4 protein-coding genes are annotated in these 23114 nt (G+C 57.4%); 2 read left to right on the forward strand and 2 right to left on the reverse strand.

Going from position 1 to position 23114, the window contains the following annotated elements; genetic code table 11:
- Positions 1–11 precede the first annotated feature (11 nt).
- Together QET93_RS03320 and QET93_RS03325 are read right to left on the reverse strand one after the other, a co-directional pair.
- Positions 12–1532 carry a YifB family Mg chelatase-like AAA ATPase gene (locus QET93_RS03320; RefSeq protein ID WP_280131301.1) on the reverse strand — a complete coding sequence of 507 codons (1521 nt, stop codon included), beginning with the start codon at positions 1530–1532 and terminating at the stop codon, positions 12–14.
- A 74-nt stretch (positions 1533–1606) separates the two neighbouring features.
- On the reverse strand, positions 1607–2467 hold the full coding sequence (locus tag QET93_RS03325; protein ID WP_280131300.1) for a rhomboid family intramembrane serine protease: 861 nt from the start codon (positions 2465–2467) through the stop codon (positions 1607–1609).
- A 288-nt stretch (positions 2468–2755) separates the two neighbouring features.
- On the opposite strand from QET93_RS03325, the gene QET93_RS03330 reads away from it, so the two are divergent.
- Together QET93_RS03330 and QET93_RS03335 are read left to right on the forward strand one after the other, a co-directional pair.
- Positions 2756–12853, forward strand: coding sequence for an autotransporter-associated beta strand repeat-containing protein (locus QET93_RS03330; RefSeq protein WP_322190099.1), 10098 nt, complete (start codon positions 2756–2758; stop codon positions 12851–12853).
- A gap of 308 nt (positions 12854–13161) precedes the next feature.
- A complete protein-coding gene (locus tag QET93_RS03335) occupies positions 13162–23109 on the forward strand; it encodes a hypothetical protein (RefSeq protein WP_322190100.1) in 9948 nt (3315 codons plus the stop codon).
- Positions 23110–23114: the final 5 nt, after the last annotated feature.

The raw sequence follows: 23114 nt of genomic DNA on the forward strand, positions 1-23114 counted from the left end.
GTCGGGCGGGGTTAACGGAGGCGGTTTTCGAAGGCGCGGAACTGGATGGCCTCGTAGATGTGTTCCTCGGTGATGGAACCGCTGCCGGCCAGGTCGGCGATAGTTCTGGCAACTTTGAGGATGCGGTCGTGGGCACGGGCGGAAAGCCCCAGTTGTTCGATGGCCTGAGTCAGGATGCCGGTGGCTGCCGGAGTGGGACGGCAGTGGGCCTGGAGCGTTTTGCCGGAGATGTCCGCATTCGTCCGGAAACGGGTGCCGGAGTAGCGTCGGTGCTGGAGTTCCCGGACGGCTGTTACACGGGACCGGATACCGGCAGATGGTTCTCCGGCTGGGGCCGAGACGAGGGTGGACGGCTCGACTGCCGGGACTTCCACGATCATATCGAAACGGTCCAGCAAAGGCCCTGAGATTTTCTTCCGGTATTTTTCCACCAGGGCTGGGCTGCATTTGCAGGCATGCCGTCGGTCTCCCTGATAGCCGCAGGGGCAAGGGTTCATCGCCGCCACGAGCATGAAACGCGCGGGAAAGGTCATGGTGCCCGAAGCTCGGGAGATGATGATTTCCCCGGCTTCCAGGGGTTGGCGGAGGGTTTCCAGCGTTTGACGTCGGAATTCGGGTAGTTCGTCCAGAAAGAGGACGCCGTTGTGGGACAGGGATATTTCCCCCGGGGCAATGCTGGAGCCTCCTCCCATCAAGCCCGCATCGGAAATGGTATGGTGGGGCGCTCGGAAGGGACGCGTACGCATCAGTCCGGCATCCCTCTTCAACAAGCCGCAGACGGAGTGTATTTTGCTGGTTTCCAGAGCCTCTTCGTCTGTCAATGGAGGGAGAATGGTTGGGATGCGGTGGGCAAGCATGGATTTTCCGGATCCCGGGCTGCCGCTTATGAGGATGTTATGGCCTCCGGCAGCGGCTATTTCTAGGGCGCGGCGCGCATAGGCCTGGCCTTTGACCTCGGAGAAATCCACATCGTACTCTGCCTCAAAGGTTGTGGGAGGACAGATGGCAGGCCGTGGCATGAGCTCTCCGGAGACGAGCCTCCAGGCTTCTTTCAGAGTTTCGACTGGGTAGACGGCAATTCCTTGGACGGCTGCGGCTTCCATGCCGTTTGACTGGGGGACGACGATGTTTTTCTTCCCGCGGTTGCGGGCTTCGATGACGAGTGGCAGAACTCCCTTGACAGGCCGGACGGAGCCGTCCAGCGCCAGTTCGCCGACGATGGCCCATGCCTCGGTTTCCCAGTTTGCGTTCGTGGCGCAGGTCAGGATTCCCATGGCGATGGGCAGGTCGAAACCGGGGCCTTGTTTCTTCAGGTCGGCTGGAGCCAGGTTGATAACGATGGTTCCGAGCGGCAGATTCAGTCCGCTGTTGGTGATGGCGGACTCCACGCGCTGAGTACTTTCCTTGACGGCTGTGTCCGGCAGGCCCACAATGAGAATATGGGGTTCCGGTGCGGGGCGGATATCCGCCTCGACCTCTACTTCCACTCCGTCGATGCCGCAGATGGATGCCGAATAGAGTCTCGCTGTCATACGGCGGCAATATACAGTTTTCCGAAGCGAATCAAAATTATTTCCTTGCGGAATCTTGTATCCTCGCGAATGGACTAGTATTTTTTGCTTTGGGAAGCCTGCTTCAAAACGTTGCGCTCGTGTTCCGTGAGGCTGTCGAGTCCTTGTCGGCCGATTTTGTCCAGAATGGCATCGATTTCCTCCCGGGAAGGGGATTGCATTCGCGAGGCTCGAGGTTCTTGTCCGGCATATGACCCGTTGTTTACGGGAGAACGGTGCAACAGTTTACGGATTCCCATGATGGCGAATCCCATGAGTATTCCTCCCATATGACCGGCTTCTCCTCCTGCGTTGTTCCAATCCATGACTATCACTGCAAGGGCGATGCCCAGGATAGCCAGAGAGAAGGTTCGGACGCTCATGTCGACCGGCGGAAAGAGCAGTTGTACCCTGGCATCAGGAAACAGAACGGCACATGCGGCAATGGCTCCGTAAATCGAACCGGAAGCTCCTACCATCGGGATGTACTTCCATGCGTTTTCTATTCCTCCCGGGGTTCCTGCGTCCCAGAGGCCGAAATACCCGAGGACGGAGGAAAACAGGGCTGCCGCCACACCGCATGACAGGTAAAAAATTAAAAATTTACCCGGACCGAAAATGCGTTCGACAGGCCGCCCGAAAAACCACAATGCCACCATGTTCAGAACGATATGTCCCAGATTCGCATGGAGGAACTGGTAAGTGATCAGTCTCCATATCTGTCCCATGTCGAAGACGGTGTAAACACTGTAACAGCCCCAAATCTCCAGAAAATCGGTATGACCGTCTCCCCTGAGGAAGAAGCCGATCAGAAAGACAACGGTATTGATGATAACCAGTCCTTTGACGATATCAATGCTGCCCGGACTCCCGGTTTTGGCGGAAGAATGCATCCAGTCTCTGTCGAGAATGCTCATGATGTTTTTAGTATATCGGTGAGGGGGAGGGTGACAAGTGTTCCCTCTGTCTCCGGAAAAGAGAAAAATAATTTTATACACGTTTGATTATAATTAGGCTGAAATGAACGGTTCTCAAATCCGCTTGATGTTGATATAATTCATTTATTATCAGTATATAATAATATTGTTTTTCTGTGTCGTTTTTATGGATATCGTTGAGTAACGTTTGGATGATCAATGCGTTTTTTTACTTGCTAGCGGATTTGAGATTCGATATAGAGAATGAAATTCTACTTCTTTTTCTCTATGAAACTTCGACTTCCCCTTTCTCTGAAGGCCGTTGTCATGGCCTGCATGTCTTCTTTTTGTGTCTGCACTAGTTCTGCCGTAACCGGTACAGTTACCGTGGCTGCCGGGGAAACGCTTGGAGCTGCAGACGCTAATTATACTCTTGGAAACTCTTCGACGAGTGCGAGTGCTGCCATTACGGAATCGACGTTGACCTTGGAGTCTACTTCAACATTTTTGGCTCAGACATTTACTACCTCTGGAACCAATAATGTCATCAATATCAATATCAGCGGAACCATGAGTGCGACGACGGTGAAGCTGGGAGACTGGAGGAGTCAGACAATTTTATCGTTGAAAGCCGGTGGCGAGTTGAATGTTTCCGGTGATACGTGGCTGTTTCTGGGTGGCCCAGACAGGGCTCTCATTAACCGGGATTCTACAATTACGATTGAGGGGGGGACGGCAAATTTAAAAAAATTATTTGTCGGACGAGGTGATCGGTGGGATCTTCCGGGTACAACTGGCTTTACGGCCGGGACGGGGGCGGATGGAGAGATACATAATTATTTCAGAATGACCTCGGGTCGTTTGAATATTGGTTCGGGCGGGTTAACGCAGTCGCGCCAAACGAGTATCCATTTCAGTGGCGGAACCTTGGGGGTTATGGATTCCGATTGGACATGGGAGGGGCTCATGTTAAATACGAGAGGAAGTGCAAGTGCGGATGCTCCGAATCAAACGGATCCGTCGATTATCAATCTCGGTGGCAATCTGACCGTTGATACGGGGGCGACTGTTGCTTCGGAATCGACGACCGTGGGCGACGGCAAGGTCATTACCATAGGAGCCCAGATCGTCAATGACGGCAGCTCGGCTGGCGGGATCATCAAAGTCGGGAAAGGCACGTTGGTGCTGAGTGGTGAGAATACCTATTCGGGAGGTACGACTATTTCTGCCGGGATGCTGGAAATTTCGAATGTATCGGCACTGGGCAATGGAGGAGTGACCATGGCAGCCTCGACGAATCTTCTTTCGACTGTTGCTTTGGATATCAAAGGAACATTAAGTCTGGCGAATGATACGGCGATATCGCTTTCGACGTCCGATCCCTTGAAAGCATCCGGGATCTCATATGACGGTACTTCCGTAACGACCTTGAAATTGGGCGGCGATTATGCGACGGGAGGCTCTGCCGTTACGGTGGTTCAAGTAGACGGGCATAATTTTGAGGGAGATAAATCTCATTGGAACATTGTCTTTACCAAGAGAGCCCAGGCTGATTTTGTCTATGGCAATGGAACGATCACGGTGGCGAATCTCGAATATCTTGCTGCCGGTGATATAACTTGGAACGGAGGCTCTGCCGGCGTGTGGGAAGCCATCGGAAACGGATGGGTCAAAACGGGGACTTCTACCAGTGATGTCTATTTCGACGGAGACAATGTGACGTTCGGTTCCGAACATGCAGGCAATGTAAGTGTCGTTGGAGCTTTGTCGCCCGGTAAGGTGTCGTTTACCGGTGGTGAATATGCGTTTGGAGGTGCGGGGTCTCTGGGTGGGGAGTTTGATATTGTTGTCGGAGGCGGAGCTGATGTGACATTTGGTGCCGGAACCATGGTTCGAACGGGAGGCAACACCACCGTTACTGATGGGATTTTGGTTCTTCCGACCAATAGCGACCTTGGTCAAATTACTTTGGGTGATCAAGGGGTTTTGCAGGTTGGTTCTTCCAGTTCCAAATTCACAACGTTCGACCATCAGGAAGTGGATGGCTCCGGAACGCTCCAAATATGGGGTGTAGGTACACTTGCCAGCGGGGCGGATAAAACTACGGTGAAGGTAGGCGCCGATTTTAAGGGGACTCTCGAATTGATGTCCGGGATTTTTACCTGGGACGATTCCCTCAATATTCTCAAGACCGAGGCGGATGATACCAATTCTCCCAAAATCGTCTTGAATGGGGGCGGAGTAGTAACGACAGGGAGCACCAATTATCAAATTTACAATGATATTGAAGTAGTGGAAGGAGGAGGTTCCATTCGTCTGTACGGTAATTCCTCTTCAACCTATTACGGGACGATTTCCGGCACGGGACAGCTTTCCAGAACTGATGGGGGGAATTTGACGATCAAATCGACATCGTTCTCTTGCGGTAAATACGTTCATTCTGCTGGTACGACTACATTTGACGGAACCGATATCAATCAGGCAATCGCCTTTGGAAAAGATGGCTTTTCCGCGTCGTCCGGTACGATTAATTTCAAAAATACGACGGTAACTTCCAATGGTGCATTTAATGCTACGGGGAGAACGTATGTCAATCTGGACAATACGACCATGACTCATAGCGGGACATGGTCTGTGAGTGCGAATGGAGCCATTCAGGATTTGAATCTTACCACAAAGTCGGCTCTGAATCTGACCAGTGCTGGAACTGTCCAATTGAATGTCTGGGGCTGGGGGAATTCGCATACGACCATCAATATCCAGGGAGGGAGTAGTTTTAATCTAAGTGATGGTGTTTTAAAGTTTGGGAAAGATGGGTATTCTGTGATCAATTTAGTTGATGGGGAGATGTATGTCAAAGGGCTGGATTTTGATAAATCTAATGGTAATGGCAATAACGACCGCAAGAATAATGCCTTGATTATGGGAGATCCCTCCAATGGATATTCCGGTAAGGACAATTTGTTGGTGATAGGCGGCGATGGTATCAAAAATATCCGGGATCAGTTCACGGGAGGTCCTCAGAGTGGAACCGTGACATCCGGGCTTTATGAAGCTACGAATATTCAATTGGGAGATGGCACAGTACGCGCTTCAGCGAATTGGTCGACATCCAATAGTAGTAATGGAGCGGCAAGCGGATTTAACAACGCCGATGTCAAAATCCACTTGATGAGTACCAATGGAACGACGTTTGATACGGGCGTCTATACCATTACGATGAATCATGGGTTCGATGGTGTCGGCAAGTTGATCAAGGCCGGAACCGGGACTCTGCAAATTAATAAATCCAGCGATTATAAAGGCGGAACGGATATTCTGGGCGGTATCGTTGTGATGGGAAATGCGGATGCTTTGGCGAATGGCAAGATTACGTTCGATTCCAAGAGCGGCACGGCCCAGCTGACTCTGATTGATGAAGATGGCGCAACGCTGTCTCATGAAATTGCGGTTCTTTCCGGAACCAATACCATTTATCATTCCAAGGAAGAAGTTCTTCTTTCCGGTCCGGTATCGATTTCCAAGGGAGCTGCCCTTCAGATTGGTGGTTTAGCGCAACATACGATCAGTGTTGAAAATCTCCAGGGAGAAGGTGAATTCAAAATCATCAATTCCCTGCGCGATACGACATGGGGTGGGACTAATCCAGGCCATGGCAAGGAAGAAGCCAAGGGTGGCTGGGACTACTTCGTGTTCCTGACGGGTGACAATGCCGATTACTCGGGTGATGTCTCCATCGTGGATACGAAAAGCGAACCCGGCAAGGTTTACGGCAGCCAGCTTGTTTTAGGCAACGCCAATGCTCTAGCCCGTTCGTCAGTGACACTGAATGGCAATTCCGCCTTGAATGTCCAGGCGGACAGCGCTTCCATCAAGGGGCTTTCGGGAGATGGCTGGGTGTCGACGTACAAGGAATCCACAGCAGGAAAGACCTATAAGCTGACGCTGACTCCGGATAAGGATTACTCCTTCTCGGGGATCATTCAGGACGGCAACATGACGGGTCTTGGTTCCGGCAAGCTGTCGTTGGAGATGAACGGGACCGGGAGCCAGGAGCTGACCGGCGAGAGCACCTATACGGGCGGCACGACGTTGACGGCCGGGACGCTGAAGATCGGCAAGGGAAGTTCCCTGGGCAACGGCGGAACGGTGTTGTTCAATGGAGGGACGCTGGTGGCGACGGATACGCTGGAGCTTGCCGGTCATACGGTTATGGCCAATTCCGGCAAGAAGATCCAGGTGGCTGCGGCGGACGGCAAGACGATGACTTTGTCCGGGCTGCAGTTTGCCGGAGATACCAATTCCAATAACATAACGGTCGGACAGGCCGGAGCCAAGGGCACGGTGGTGCTCGGCGGCCTGGCCTCCGGCAATGTGCTGGACGGGGCTTTGTCCGTCCTTGAGGGAGCGACTCTCCGCCTGGCTAATGATGATGATTCGGGGTCGGTGACCGTGCGGCATAACGCCTCGAACGGGACTCTGGATGCGATCGCCGGCACGCTGTCGAAAGCGGCGGGTACCCTCCTTGTCGAGCTGGATGCCGATGCGTCACTGTCCGGTCGTCTGGAGGCGACGGCGGGTACTCTGGAGCTTGCCGGTAAGGGTTCGTCCCGTGCCTTGTCGCTGACGGGTGCTCTCGCGGGGGCTTCCCTGAACCTGGGGGCGAACGTTGCGGTAACGGTCGGTACGGACGCACAATCCGGCACGGTATCCGTCGGCAATATGCTGGCGCTGGATGGCGGTTCCTTGAATTTGTCCAACGGCTCGGTTTCGGCGGGAGGAATCTCGCTCGGGACGTCGGCGTCCGCGCTGGCCTTGACCGGCGGAGAATTGACGGTGGGAGCTTCGGGGATCACCGGTTCGGCGGGGACGCTGGAACTGGGCGGCGGTACGCTCAAGTCGTCGGCTGCGTGGAGCACGACCCATGTCGCCGTGCTTTCGGCGACGGGCTCCGATGCGACGACGATCGACACGACGGGTGGGGACATCACCCTGTCGGGAAATCTTTCCAACAAATCGGGCGTGGCGTCCGTGAACCTGGTGAAGTCGGGTTCGGGCGTACTGGAGCTGGGCGGAGGCAACGCCTCGCTCTCCGGCAGCATCAAGGTGACGGGGGGAACGCTCAAGGCGGCCTCCTCCACGGCCTTCGGGGCTGCGTCCAACGAAATCCTGGCGGAAGGGGCGAAAATCGACCTCAACAGCCAGTCCCTGTCCAACGCGCTGGTCTTTTCGGGAGATTCGACGCTGTCGGGAACCTCGGCGGGCTACGCCGGAGCGGTGCATGCCAAGTCGGGAACACTGACCTTGTCGGACGCCTCCGCCGTCCTGAAGGACGTAAGGGTCTCGGCGGGAGCGACGCTCAAGGGCGCGAGCCTGACGACTGGCGGCACGCTGACGCTGGACCTTTCCGACATGCTCACGAGGGACAATTCCCCGTATGTCCAGTTGACGGGGGCATGCAATTCTCTGGATTCCCTGGTGCTGGAGAACTTCCAGCAGACGGAATCGGGCCATGCGGGCGACTACGCCCTGCTTTCCCAGTCGGCGCCGTTGCCGGAAACCTTTACGTGGTCGCATGAGTCCGTATCGACGGATGCCTATTACTACAAGCTGATCAGTGCGTCGGAAGGCGGTACGCCGACTCTTTACCTGCAGCTGGCGCGGATCGGGGAATGGGTCTGGGCGAGCGGAGCCGACGGCTACGGTACCTCGGTCGAATGGAGCGACGCGACCGGAGGCACTAAGACTCAGTGGAGCCACGATAGCGAATTCGCGACAGGGCCGGATGCGCAGAAACTTTTGTTCTCGAACGCGGCGGTGAATCGCAATATCACGATCATCGGAACGGTGAAACCCTGGTCGGTGACGGTGAACAACGATACCGGCAAGGACTACGTGTTCAACGGCGATACGTCTGCCGGAATTTCCGACAACGGGACGGTAAACGGCGTGCTGACGAAGTCGGGAGAAGGAAACCTGACGATAGGCTCCGATTTGCGCAATACCTACACGGGCGGCACCCTCTTGCAGGGCGGGACGATTCTCGTGCGTTCCGGCAGCGTCACGGACGGTTCCGGCAATATTGAATACGGCTCTCTGGGCAAGGGGGAACTCCTGTTCCAGGGAGGGACTCTGTCGGCGAAGGGTGAAGTGTCCTTTGCCAACGCCTTCCGCGCGGACGAAGACTCGGCCATCCGGCTGAAGACGGAAGATGCCTCCAGCGTGCTGACGGTCGGCGGAAGTCTCGCCCCGTATGCCCTGGACATCCAGGGAGACGGCCGGGTGCAAGTGACGGAGCTGGGCTCCGGAGACATCCTTGCCGGGGATCTTACGGTGGGAGCCGATGCCGTCCTTGCACTTTACAACGCCGCTTCGCAAACTTCCGTCACCCTCTCCGGGAAGCTCTCCGGCGTGGCGGGTACCCTTGAAAAAACTTCCGGCACTCTCGTTCTGAACCTCCTCAACGAAGGGGACACCTTCGGCGGTACGTTGAAGGCCGATGCTCTCACCGTCAGCGCCGTCGGTTCGATGGCTACCGACAAATCCCTGGGACTTTCCGGCACGATGTCGGCCTCCGGTCTGATCCTTTCCGATGGAGCCGAACTCAAGCTGCTTTCCAACGGAGAACTTGCCGTTGATGGGACCATCTCCGTCAACTCCGACTCCGGCCTCACCCTCGCCGGCGGTACGCTGACGCTGGGCAATGCTTCCGGGGTTGCGACAGATGATGTCCTCTCTGACTCGCAAGGCACAGTCACTTTAGGCAACGGAACTCTCACCGCGGCCACAGGCAGCTCGGGCTGGACAGCCTCCCACGACATGACCCTTTCGGGCACGGGCGAGAACGGAACGCTCGTCAGCCTCGGCGACGGACAGACTGTAACCCTGGGCGGAGTCCTGAACGGCTCCGGCCTCTTGACCAAGCAAGGGGGAGGCACCCTCGTCCTCGGCAACGGCGGCAATACCGTCTCCGGCGAGATCGCGCTGAAAGAAGGCCGTCTCGAACTTGTCGACGGAGCCAGCCTCGGCACATCCCATGTTACCGTCTCGGGCGGTACTCTCGAATTGAACGGCATGGCCTCCTCCGGATCCTCTCTGACGGTACGGGGCGGCGCCCTGTCCGGAGCCTCGAACTACGCCCCCGCAGGCGGAGTCACGGTCGAACTCACCGGCCAGGCGACACCCGTCGTCCTGGGCGGCCTCAACGGCAGCGCCCTCACCAGCATCCATCTTGGCGCAGGGGCCTCCTCCGGCGGTCTCGACTACGGCAGTTCCATCACCGGGCTCACGGGCAATATCTCCATTTCCGGCGCCACAGACGAAGGCGGCGTTTCTACCCCCAACGTTCTCCTGACCGCCGGCAGCGGCAACGCCCTCATCGGCGGCAGCTCCGGCAGCGCTCAATCGCTCATCTCCTTCGAGACGCCGGGGACATCCCACCAAGTCTACCTCGGCGACATGCAGATCAACCTCACCGACGGCCTGCTGGAAGAACTCCACGACCTCCGGGCGGAAGGCACCACCATCCTCCTCCAGCTCACCGACGGAGCCCTCGCCGTCACCGATCCGCTGACGCGCACCGCCAACGGCATTAGCGACGCGGCCCACGCATGGCTCAGCTCCATCCGCTTCAACCCCGTCCTGGAATACCTCGGCTATGCCGTCCAGCGCAACCTGGATGCCGACGCCCTGCAGGCCAACCTCGACGCGGGCCGCCTGGCCGTCACCGCCGGCGGGGAAATCTACTACGCCACCGACGCAGCCCTCGACGGAAATGCACAACATCGGGTTGATCTGACCAAAGAAGCGACTTCGCAAGATCCATCCACCACCCACTACGTCTACTTCGACGCCTACAAGATGGTGATGATCAACGCCGACCTCAACGTCGTCATGAGCGGAGCCCCCGGCGACGCGTCAACCCTTGGCCTGCACGTCGAAAACCTCTCGGGTGGCCTCAACTCCGCCACCGGGGAACGCTACACCCTCGAGTTCGAAAACAACCTCGGCACCGACAGCGTCGCCCGTGTCGAACTGGTCAACGGCAGCTACGAAGGTCGCAACCTCGACACCGTTTACGAAGGCAACCTCAAGGCGGGCATCGTCGACTTCGTCAAGACGGGCAAGGGATCGCTGACCATCAACGGCGACGTGACCATCGACGGCGGCATCGAAACGCGGGAAGGCACCCTCGTCCTCAACGGGCATAACAGCCTCGAAAGCCTCACCGCCGGCACCGGAGACGGCCTGACCGTCATCGGAGGGGAAACCCTGGTGAAGGGCGTGTACGGGCAGGGAGGCACCCTGGAACTGCGCGGAGTGGACTCCCGCCTGGTGGTCACCGGAAGCGACACGATGGACCTGGCCACCCACATCACCGGGGACGGCACCTTCTCGATGGCTTACGGGACGCTGCGCCTGGTGGACGGAGGCGACTTTTCGGGCAACTCGACGCTCGAACTCCAATCGGGCTCCGTCCTCGACGTGGCCGGCGGCAACGACGTCACCGTCGGCCTGCTGACGGGAGCGGGCATCGTGCGCTTCAACGGAACGGGCAGCACCCTGACCGTGAAGAGCGACCGCGACTCGAACCTCAGCATCGCCTTCGAAGGCCGGGGCACCCTCGCCAAGGAAGGCCTGGGCACCCAGACCCTCGGCGTAGCCTCGAAAGACCTCAGCCTCGCCGTGCGTGAAGGCACCCTCGTCCTCGCCGCCCCCTCCGGCAGCTACGACCGGGTCACGGTCGGTACAGGAAACGGGAACGCCGCCCTGCGTCTGGCGGAAGACACCCTCGTCAACAGCCTGACCGTCACAGGCGGGAGCCGCCTCGACCTGCGCGGCGGGGAAAGCAGCGGAGAAATCCGCCCCGGCATCCTCTCCTGCGCCGGCAACGTCGACCTGCAATCCGGCTCCACCCTCGACCTCGTCCTGCCCAACCCGATCGCCTCGATCGACGCGGACGGACACATCGCCCTGGGCGACGGCGTCACCCTCAACCTCGTCAACGGCAGCCGCGACGGGAGCTGGAAACCATCCGACACCGACTCCCTCGAACTCATGGCCGCCCACGACGGCTTCCTCGACGCCTCCGGCAACACGCTGGGCTTCGGCAGCAGCCTGACCACCTGGACGGTCAACATGGAACAGAGCCTCGGCCTCTTCTACACGGGAGCCAACCTGCACGTCAGCGACGACGGGCGCCGCCTGCTCGCCGACCTCTCGGTGAGCTCCGGCAACCTCCTCGAAGAAGTTGCCCGGAGCGGAGTCGCCAGAGCCGGTGCCGACCTCATCTGGCAGGCGGGCCTGCAGGAATCCGGCACCAGCCTCGACCGCGTCCTCTCAAGCATCATGGACGACGTCAAGGCGGGCAACCGCAGCGGAGCGAGCCGCAAGCTGGCCGCCGTCGCGGGCAGCACCGTCACGGGCATCCTGGCCGCGGCGAAGAGCGACCTCGCCTACCAGCAGAGCATGCTGCGCAACCGCGTAGCCGGCATGGGGCTCAACAACAACGACTACACCTACGAGAACACCCTGCCGTACTACAACTTCTGGCTGCAGGGGACGGGGAGCTACAACCGGCTCGACGCGAGCGGCGACTACGCCGGCTACAAACTGGTCAACTGGGGAGGCACGGTGGGAGCCGACGTGAACGTCAGCAGCACCGTAACCCTCGGGGCAGCCTTCAGCGCGAACTACGGGGACCTGAGCAGCGACGGAGCCGACCGCCTCAGCGGAGACCTGGACGGGACCTACATCAGCCTGTTCGGGAAGTACCAGGGACGCAAGTGGGGCCACTCACTCATCGTCACCGGGAGCCGCTACGACGCGAGCGTCGACCGGACGGTGAACTTCGGAACGGACAGCTACACCGGCCACGGGACAAGCGACGGGACAGGCTGGGGAGTCCTCTACGAAGCGACCTGCGACATCAAGCTCAACGACGAAGGGACGAAGATCCTCCAGCCCCTGTTCGGAGCCTCGCTGGTACACGTCGGCATGGACGACTACCGCGAGAGCGGAGCGGGGAACGCGGGATTGGACGTCAGCGACCTGGACGCGACGACGGGGAGCGTGACGGCGGGTCTTCGCTACCTGGGCCTTGTAGGGAGCAACGTCTTCGGACGGGAGGCGCTGGGCGAGTTGCGGGTGCAAGTAGTGCAGGACATGGGAGACGACCGTGCGAGCGGCCAGGTAGGCTTGCAGGGCAACCCCGGCATCCGCCGCGAGGTGGAAGGAGCGAAGGCGGGGATGACAGGGGTCCAGTTCGGAGCGGGGCTGAGCGTTCCCGTAGGAGTGAACGGCACAATCTTTGCGGAGGCGAACACGGAACTCCGCAGCGGAGCGACCTGGGCGAGCGGCTCGCTGGGTTACCGGTACAACTTCTGATAGGAAGTCGGAAGACAAGAAAAACAGGAGTCCGTCTTTCCCGAAAGGGAGAGGCGGGCTCTTTCTATGTGGAGGTAGAAGAATTTATAATCCATCCTTTTGCAAGACAAGGAGATATGGCGGTTTGGCAATCCGTTATCAAGGCCAAATTTCTCGCAGAAAATAGCCTCAATGTATGTTTCTACAATAAGTGTTTATTCTTTTTGTTATTGTATTATTAACTATTTATAATAAACGATTTATTGTTGCTCATAACGGATTGCCAAACTGCTACGAAAGAGAAAAATATTACCGTATTCTCTTTTGCGATGAAACTCAGACTACCTCTCCTGTTGGCAGCGGCCGTTATGGCTTGCTATTCTCATGTTTCTCTCTCTGCTGACACTGCCAATGGTTTCAGTATCAATTTTTATTCCATTGGAGGTGCTACTTTGAGCGGTGACGACTTGGTAGGCATGGAAGGAGTGGAAACAGCAGCGAAATACTGGAATAATATTTCACCGACGGAAGCCAACAAAGCTTACGGTGTGACTCTAAATAATCTGGGGCAGGAGATGAGCGGAATTACCGTCACATCGACTCGGGCGGTCAATGACTGGCATCCCGGTCGGACGACAACTCAGACAGACAAGCTTCTCTCAAGCTATATTGATGCATCGGCAGGGAATTCCTACTCCGTGTCCATAGCCGGAGTTCCTTATTTGTCCTCGACACTCTACTTAATCATGTCCGGCGACGGAGGGAAGTTCACCGCCATGAATGTCAATGGAACCAACTGGACTTATAAAGACGGAGCAATGGCCGAGGGAACCGAAGCTTGGGGAAATCGCGGTGCCAATCAAGGAACTTTGACATTGGGAACCAATGTCCTGCAGATCGATGACATTATCGGGGGCAATATTTCCATTTCTAATGTACTTAGCTCTGGGCGAGGGACGATTGCGGGGATACAGGTTGTCGATACATATGAGGGAACTTATTTGTATCGGACGCTTGATTCCACGGGGGGGGCGTGGTCCGATGCTCTATGGTCTGAGACGGATGGTACAGCCGGTACTCTTGCCTGGGGAGGAGCGGGGAATGGAGCCGTTCTCAAGGCAGACGCAGGCGGATCGACATTGACTTTGTCCGGGACGGTCGTATCGGACGGCGTTATCCTTCAATCCGGGAAATTGATTCTTTCCGGAGGAACGCTTAATATGACGGGACCGGCTGCGTTTGTGACGGGGCCGTCAAGCACGATCAAATTTGATGGAACCACCGTTACGTCAAGTGGCACATTGGTCTTGTCGGGAACCGGCACATACGAGATTTCGGATTTATCGTATCTTCCTCTTTCCGTGAATTTAACGGGAGGTACTCTCAATGTTTCGGGAGATACGACAGTAGGGGATGGAAGAAATATATGGATTGGAAGTAATGCTACTTTCGATGCTCAATCAGTAACTATTTCATCGGGTGGTTCCGTAAGTGTTGCAAATGTGGGTACTTTCAAGGCTACCTCACTCACCATTGAACAGGGGGGAACCGTATCCATCAATCAGAGTTTCTCTGATGCTCTGAAAGTAGATTCCTTTTCAGGGAATGGCGAACTTGTTTTGGCGACAGCCATGGGATTTAACAAAGATACTCTTCCCGGGGTGCATGAGTTTTTGAAGGATTTCAGTGGGACTTTGACTTTGGGTGCCCCTGCGGAATATTTTTTCAATTACAGTGGTGCGGATATGGATTCGAACCTCACTCTTGGGAAAGATGGTATGACGATCCATGTTACAAAGGGAGCTACGTTCAGGATCAACCATAAAACTGCCGGATCAAATACTTTCGGTAATAAGTTTATTCTTGATGCCGGTAGTACGTTCCGCAAAGAAGACGGTAGGCCTTTGATCTTTTCCGGAGATATCTTGATGAATGGGAATGACACAGAATCTATCAATCTCATGGGGTATTGGGGTGGTCCCAAGGAAACGAGATTCACAGGAAAGATTTCCGGGCAGGGCAAAGTTCAAATATATGATAACTGGGCTAGTGAGAAATTTAGTCTGTATAATCCTGAAAATGATTTTTCAGGATTATGGCAAATCGCAACCTCCAGTGGTAAAGAGATTACTCTGGAATTGAGTGCGGACGCAATGTCCAAAGCGTCTGTGGAAATTGGAGGAAAGGGAGAACTGTATATCAATACGGCAAACGCTTCCGTCATCGGATTGTCCGGGACTGATCCCGCCGGAAAAATAACGAGTGCTACTGCTGGCAATACCTTGGCGATTCAGTCCGGTAGTTATGCCGGCAGCATCGGCAACAATCTGAATTTGAACAAAACAGGAACAGACGCATTGACGTTGTCCGGCGATTTGAGCGCTTTCAATGGTTCCATGACTGTTTCCTCCGGTGATTTGACCCTGACCAACTATACGGGTAGTGGGAAATTAGTTGTGGATGGGGGCAAGCTGGTATTGGGAGGAACCGGCGAGTTGAACCAGTCTTCTACCGTTGCCGCCGGTGCAACGCTGGTGATCAACGATGGGACACGGAAGCTTTATATCAGCAACAATAAAACATTCGACTCGGGAACCATCGAAATCAAGGAAGGAGCTATGTTCCGCACGACGTCACTGTGGAAACATCACCTGACTTTTGGTACGGAGTCAACTTTAAAGGGAGCCGGAACCTTCCGTTTTGACGTCCCGGAAACACAAGGCCAAACTGATGGTTTCCGCAATCTGACTCTCCAGGGAAGTACGTCCGGATTTACGGGTACTTTGGAATTGCTCGCAAGCGACTGGGATGAAAACCAAAAAGCCTATCGTACCCGACTTTATCTGGATTCTGCCGATGGCGTCTTTGGAGGAATTATCAAAACCGTTGGTATTAGTAAAACGAGCGGAGGCGATAGCAGCGTCATCGACGAAAACGTCACCCCCAATCCCGTGCAGATCATCGTGCAAAAAAACATGAGCGTCGGAGGCTTTGAAGGGAAAGGCGGGCAAATTACAAGCGACCAGACATCAGGTATCGACTTGACGGTCGGCAACGGGGATGACCATGTGTTCGGCGGCTCGGTCGGCGCCAATGTGAATGTGATCAAAGTAGGTGCGGGGTCCCAGACATTTAGCGGTGACATGTCCTCCTTCAACGGCACATGGGAAGCCGGGAATGGAATTTTGGATCTGAGCGAAGCAAGGAATCTGAGTAATGGTCTCGCCTCTTATAAACTGAGTGGCGGTGAGCTGCGGGCCTCTTTCGATCTTTTAGCCGGATCAACCCTTTCGACGACGGGTGTGTCCGCTGGTTCTTTGACAGGAAATATGACACTTGCCGGAGGAACGGTGGTCGTTCTGAACGATACAAGTGCTCCGCAATATGTCATTCATGGGGATTTGACCCTGGGTGCGGGGGACGGTACGAAGCTTGTTCTCGATTTGACGGATCTCGCGTCTTTGGAGGCGAGAGCGACTCCCTACGAATTCAAATTGTTCCAGAGCGACAATGCTCCTGTTTCGTTGACATTGAACGATATTGAGACGGTAGGCTTAATCGTCGACAGTTCATCCCGCGATTCTTTGACGTTTGGCACGGATACGTCTTCCGGAAATATCGTTACCATGGCATTGACGAAGGCTGAAACCGTTACCCTGACATGGAATGGAAGCGGCAGCCTTTGGGAAACCAAAAACGATGCTTCTTCGTGGAAGGCGGATGATGCTTCAGTTGACACGAGCTTTCATACCGGGGACAGAATTGTCTTTGCGGAAACAGACGGCAATACCACGGTAACGATTACGGGAACAGTCAAACCCCAGAGCATGAGTGTGACAGGTGGAGATTACATCTTCAATGCCGGTACGGACGGAACTATTGCGGGCAGCAGCGCTCTGACAATGACCGGAGGCAGTCTCACCATGAACCTTGCCAATGCCGGATGGGATGGCGCCATCGACGTTACGGACAGTGAATTGAAATTTGGAGAACAATCCCTGGGAACAGGCCGGATTACTCTGCACGATGGGGCTGTCCTGACATGGCTTGCCGGAAATGGGGAGGATATTTCTTCACGTCTTGCCTGGGAAGAGGATGCCGCTATTTCCCTGGGTGTTGCCGGAGAAAGCGATGAGGTTACATTCGGAACGTCGGCGGCTCATGCTGCCCATATCACTAAACTTGGGGATGGTACTCTGACGCTGAATGCCGCCGGGCGTTTGTCCGGAACAATCGCGGTGGGGACAACGGAAAAAGCGGGAGGAACTCTGAAATTGTCGGGAGGAGGAAGCGGAGGAGGAGCGTTCAAGGGTGACATTTCTGTCATCAACGGTACTCTCCTGATGGCGGCCGTAGATGTGACCGGCTGGAATTCCAATAATGCGTTGAATACATCCGGTATCCGGGTGGAGGAACAAGGCCGAGTTCAGGTAGACGCACGACAAACGTTTTTCAAGTTGCTTCTGACTCTGAAAGGAGGCACTGTGACCGGAACTGCAGGCTTTGATCTGTTTGGAAATGGGGCCAGCGTTGTGACGGAAGCGTCGGACCGGCAAGCGGAAATCACTACTGCTATCGGGCTTCGCCAGAATGATACTGTATTTAACATTGCGGATGGGGCATCGGCCGTCGATCTCCTCGTATCGGGAACAATTAAAAACAACGTAGATGCCAATGCGGCAGGTAATCACAACTTCATCAAGCAGGGTGACGGGTATTTGAAAATTACCGGATCTTACGACGCAACGGGTTCCGTGACCGTGCAGCAGGGGACGCTGGAGTTCAATTCTGGAAGTGATGTGAAGGCATCCGGTCTGTCGATTGGAGGAGAAGCGGTGATCCTCATGAATGGAATGGCTGCAAACGGTTCTTCCTACGGCGGTGCCCTTTCCGGCTACGATGGCAGCGCCGGCACATTGGAAGTTGCCGCCGGCAGGAAACTTTCCCTGACGGGGAACAGCGCTTCGTTTGGCGGTACTTTGCAGCTTGATGAAAATTCATCTCTTGTCCTGACAGGCAATATGGGGGCTGCCGACTTGTGCGGTAGCGGCTCCATTGTGGTCAACGGCGGCGAAACGGTCATTTCCGGCGGGAATGACGGTGCTTCGCTTTTCGGTGGAACGGTGTCCATCACGGGCGGTACTCTCCGTGCCGGTTCGGATACGGGCCTGGGTGCCAATGATATCACCCTTACGGGAGGTACGCTGGACATCAACGGCAAGTCGCTTGCCAACCGTATCGTTGTCTCGGGCGGCATCATGACCGGGACGGACAATTCGTCGGTCGGAGATGTCGTGGTTAGCAAGAACTTCTCCATGGCGGGGTCGCTCTCCGCTGCCTCTCTGGCTATTGATTCCGGCGTCACGGTGTCGTCCGCCAATCTGACATCGCGCGGCAACATGACTATGGGCCGCGGAGCCTTGCTCTCTACGACCGGTACATTGACGCTGACGGGAGGCACTTCCCTCAACCTGACAGCCCTTAACCTGACGCGCGACGATGCTTCCATTGCGGTCATCGGCACCCTCGCCGTTACCGGAGACTCTCCCGTTTCCATCAATTTGGGAGACGACTTCATGTCGAACCAGATTAGCGAAGGCAACTACACGATTCTGAGCGCTACGGGAGGACTTGATCTCAGCCAATTCGAGGCCGGTACCTCACTGGACGGAACTCTTTGGAGCGAAATCTCTGACGTGTATCAATTCGAACTGGCCCTTTCCGATGATCGTACCAGCCTCTTCCTTCACGCCAGCATTGACAACAACAAGGCATGGCAATGGATCGGCGTTCCTTCCGGTACATGGTCGAACGGCTCCGCCCTGGAATGGAAGGACAAGGATACCGGCCCCGAAGGCAAAGCCGTCTTCTTCGGCGCGGAAACTCCTCAGGATCAAACCGTGCAAATTGACGAATCCGGAGTCAACCCCATCTTTGTCCAGATTCAGTCGAATGCCGCCTACACCTTCACTGGTGGTGCCATCTCCGACTATACAGGCAACGGCAACACCAAACCTACTTCTCTGATGATGGCCGGCACGGGGATCGCCGTCTTCCGGAATGCCAATACCTTCACCGGAGACATTACCCTGACTAAGGGGACCCTCGTCATGCAGAATGCCGCAGCTCTGGGCAACGGAGGAACGATTTTCTTCAATGACGGAACGCTGGAATTCGGTGCCGGTTCCACTGACGTTTCCTCCCGGTTTGCCGTCAACAACGGCAAAGACCTCAAACTGGCCGTCTCGCAGGATGTCGATATTGCCCTTTCCGGTCTTTCCGACGATTTGACCGGCAAGACCGATCTCCTTCTGGAAAAATCCGGAGCCGGCAACCTGTCGCTCACGCAGAACTTCGCCGGAAGCATCCACATCACCGACGCCTCGACGGAAGAAGCGGGCATCCGTATCCGGCGCTCGGACTCCGGAGGTTCCCTGACCCTCCAGGGGGCGGCCTACCATTCGGTGGAAGTCGACGCCCTCGACACTCTCATCATCGACGGGCAAACGGACGATACCGTCACCCTGGACGTTCCGACTCTGGGGACAGGTTCCGTCCTCCTCCGGAACGGCAAGACACTCGTCCTTGCCTCGGACGGAGCCCTGACCAACAAACTGGAACTGTGTGACGGTTCCTCCCTCAGTCTGGCCGGCGGTGAAAATACTCTCTCCGGAGATATCTCTGTTAAGACATCCGATGGGCAGGCTGCCATCCATGCCAACGGTTCTCTGGTTGCGCTTTCGGGTACGATCCGCGGAGTCTCTCCCGCCCTGCGTTCCATCACGTTCTCCGACAATTTGCTGCTCGACGACGGAACGTTCGACTTTTCTGCAGGTACCGTGGAAGACAGCGTCCATCTGATCCTCGGCAACGGAACGGACGCCGCTGCAATCGACCTGGGCACCGACGAGGACAAGTCCTTGCGCATTGCCGGCCTTACGGCAAACGAAGCCTCATCTGTTTCCGGTATCGAAGGGCAGAAGTTGGAACTGGTCGATGCCGAACTGAAAGGATCCCTTTTGGGAGGTTTTACCGTTAACGTTGCGGGTGACGACGCCCTTCCGGGTGCCTCTGTCATCCTTCAAGACGGATTCTCTGCCGAAAGCGGCATTTCCTTCCTCGTCTCCGGAGGGACGCTGGACCTCGGCAACCTGTCCCTCCAAAACGCCATCACCGTTACGTCAGGAACTCTCGCCCAGGCTTCCAACTGGGACGGCGGGAGCGAAGTCACTGTCGATACTTCGGCCGGAGCTTCCGACATCGTCCTGGGAGGGCTCAAGGCCAGTGCTCTCACCCATGTGACGACCGGAGCCGGAACAACAGTTTCCGACATCGGTCACGGTACTGTAGCCCTCGCCACCGCCAGGCTCACGCTGGATACTCCGAACACTCTTACCTACAAGCCCTCAACAGGTTCCCTGACTGGCGACGGTATTGCCGTCCTCAAGTTCGGAACGACCCCGGACGGAGCCGAAGACGGAGACGCCATTTCCCTGCGGGACGGAACCAGGATGATTATTTCCTTGGGCGACGATCTCAAGGATAATGTATTGGAGAACTTCTCCTTCTCCTTCGACAAGGACGAACTCCTGCCCGATTACGCCGAACCGGGGGATAAAGTCAACAGTCTCCTCTTCACGATCACCAACGGTATTCTCGACTTCGACGCAAGCCGTGTCGACTTCGATCCTCTCCTCAAAATCTGGGGACTGAAGATAGCCGGAATTGAGGGAGGATCCATCATCGCCAACGGCAACCTTTCCGTCTGGCAAGCCTCCAAGGAAGGTAACGTCACCGGGTACGACGACCTCGTCGACTACCGCGCCGTCTACGTCAACAGGGACATGAGCATCACCCTGCCCGGCAGCGACTCGGAACCCCTCACCGTCAAATACCTCAGCGGACAGAAGGGAACCACCCTCGCCATCGACAGCGACGGGACGGGCACCGCCCGCGTCCGCTTCTACAACGACCGCGACAAGGACGGGGAACTCGTCGACTCCGTCCTCGCCGGCAACCTCACCGCCGGGGAACACACCGCCCTCTCCAAAACCGGGGAAGCCACCCTCACCATCGGGGGCACCGCCACCCTCGGCGGCAGCCTCACCGTCGAAGAAGGCGGCATCGCCCTGACCCGCGTCGGAGCCGCCCACTCCATCGCCGCCCTCTCCATCGGCCGGGACGGTACCCTTGCCCTCACAGGCGCCAAGTCCGTCCTCGAAGCCGGCGCCCTGGACGAAGCCTCCGGCTCCATCCTCCTGGGCGGAGACTCCACCCTGAAACTCGTCTCCGGCGCCGCCATCGCCGGCACCGTCAAGGCCCTCGGCGGCGCGGCGGGATCGGGCATCCTCGAACTCGGGGCGGGCACCACCACCTTCACCGCCGCGGGAGCCCTCGACGGCATCGCCCTGGTCACCGGGGAAGCCACCCGCCTCGTCCTCGACACCCCGGACACCTCCGCCACCCTCACCGCCTGGAACGGCCTGGGCACCCTCGCCGGGGAAGGAAGCCTCACCCTCACCGGGAAAGCCTCCTACGCCGGCACCCTCGCCGACTTCGGCGGCACCCTCGCCGCCTCCGGCAGGGACGCCTCCCTCACCCTCGCGGGCACCGGCAGCAAGGCGGCCGCCCTCGCCGCCTCCGGAGGGGGCTCCCTCACCCTCGACTACACCTCCGGGGACGCCACCTACTCCGGCCTCACCCTCACGGGCGGCTCCACGGCCACCCTCATCGCTGGCAACGGGGACGGGACCAACAACACCCTCACCCTGCGCCGGGGAGGCACCGTCAGCGGAGACTCCACCCTCGGCTTCATCCTCAACACCGAAGCCTCCGGCAGCCTCTCCTCCACGAGCCCCCTCGTCACCACCGGAGGCAGGGAAACCCTCGACATCGCCGAGGGAGCCACCGTCCGCCTCGCGGCCGGAGACGGCCAGGAAGTCATCCACGGCACCATGCCCCTGCAAATCGCCCTGGCCTCCAAAGTCAGCCAGCAGGGAGGCATCAACCTCGTCTTCGACGAACTCTTCGGCAAATACTTCGACCCGTCGCAGTCCCGCGTCGAAACCGTCGAGGGCACCATGATCCTCACCACCGCCGCCAACCGCAACGGCTTCTACGTCCACCAGGCGCAGAGCGAGACGGCCCGCAGCGGCGGAGCCCTCATGGACAACGCCCTGGTCACCGTCAACCCGCAGACCACCGACAGGGACAGCACCCTCGCCGCCCTCCTCAACGCCGTGGACGCCTCCATCAAGGCCCACGACCGTGCCGGAGCCAGCCGCACCATGGCCGCCGCCGCGGGCAGCACGGTAACGAGCCTCCTGGGCTCGCTGCAGGCCGACTACCGCTACCAGCAGACCCTGGTGCGCAACCGGATGACCACCATGGGGCTGCCCGACGGGTACAGCTACGAAGGAGACCTCCCCCTGTGGAACACCTGGCTGCAGGCCACCGGCACCTACAACCGCCTCAACACCGACGGGGACGAAGCGGGCTACCAGTACAACACCTGGGGAGGCACCTTCGGGGTCGACGCCAACCTCAGCAGCAAATTCACCGCGGGGCTCGCCATGACGGCGAGCTACGGGAAACTCACCTCGACGGCGGCCGACTCCCTCAGCGGAGACATGGAAGTCTACTACGTGAACCTCTTCGGTCGCTACCAGAGCGGCAAGTGGGGGCACAACGTCATCCTGACGGCGGGGTGGAGCCAGAGCGACATCGACCGCACCGTCCCCTGCGGCTCGGGCAGCTACACCGGCCACGGCACGCCCGGGGGGCAGGTGTGGGGAGCGATGTACGAAGGCACCTACGACATCAGTCTCAACGAAGAGAACAGCGCGATCCTCCAGCCCCTCGTCAACGTCTCCATCCTCAAGAGCAGCGTGGACGACTACACGGAAGAGGGTGCGGGCAGCGCGGGACTCCGCGCCGGCGGCATGGACGCCACGACGGGCACCGTCTCGGCGGGAGTGCGCTGGATGGGCCTGACGGGAGGCAACCTGTTCGGTCGCGAATCCCTGGCGGAAGTGCGGGCGCAGGTGTCGCAGGACTTCGGAGACACGCGGAACGAAGCGCAGGTGGGCTTCGTGGGCGTGCCCGGCTTCAGCCGTGGAGTGAAGGGGAGCAAGGCGGGGACGACGGGCCTGCAATTCGGTGCGGGACTGAGCATCCCGACCGGGGACCAGGGCACGATCTTTGTGGAAGCCAACGCGGACCTGCGGAGCCGGATGACCTCGGCCAACGGGAGCATAGGCTACCGGTACAACTTCTGATAGGA

Source organism: Akkermansia sp. N21116 (assembly GCF_029854705.2).
GTDB lineage: Bacteria > Verrucomicrobiota > Verrucomicrobiia > Verrucomicrobiales > Akkermansiaceae > Akkermansia.

Coding starts and splice junctions, on each gene's coding strand:
- QET93_RS03320 (WP_280131301.1), bottom strand. CDS start 1,532: ATGACAGCGAGACTCTATTCGGCATCCATCTGCGGCATCGACGGAGTG.
- QET93_RS03325 (WP_280131300.1), bottom strand. CDS start 2,467: ATGAGCATTCTCGACAGAGACTGGATGCATTCTTCCGCCAAAACCGGG.
- QET93_RS03330 (WP_322190099.1), top strand. CDS start 2,756: ATGAAACTTCGACTTCCCCTTTCTCTGAAGGCCGTTGTCATGGCCTGC.
- QET93_RS03335 (WP_322190100.1), top strand. CDS start 13,162: ATGAAACTCAGACTACCTCTCCTGTTGGCAGCGGCCGTTATGGCTTGC.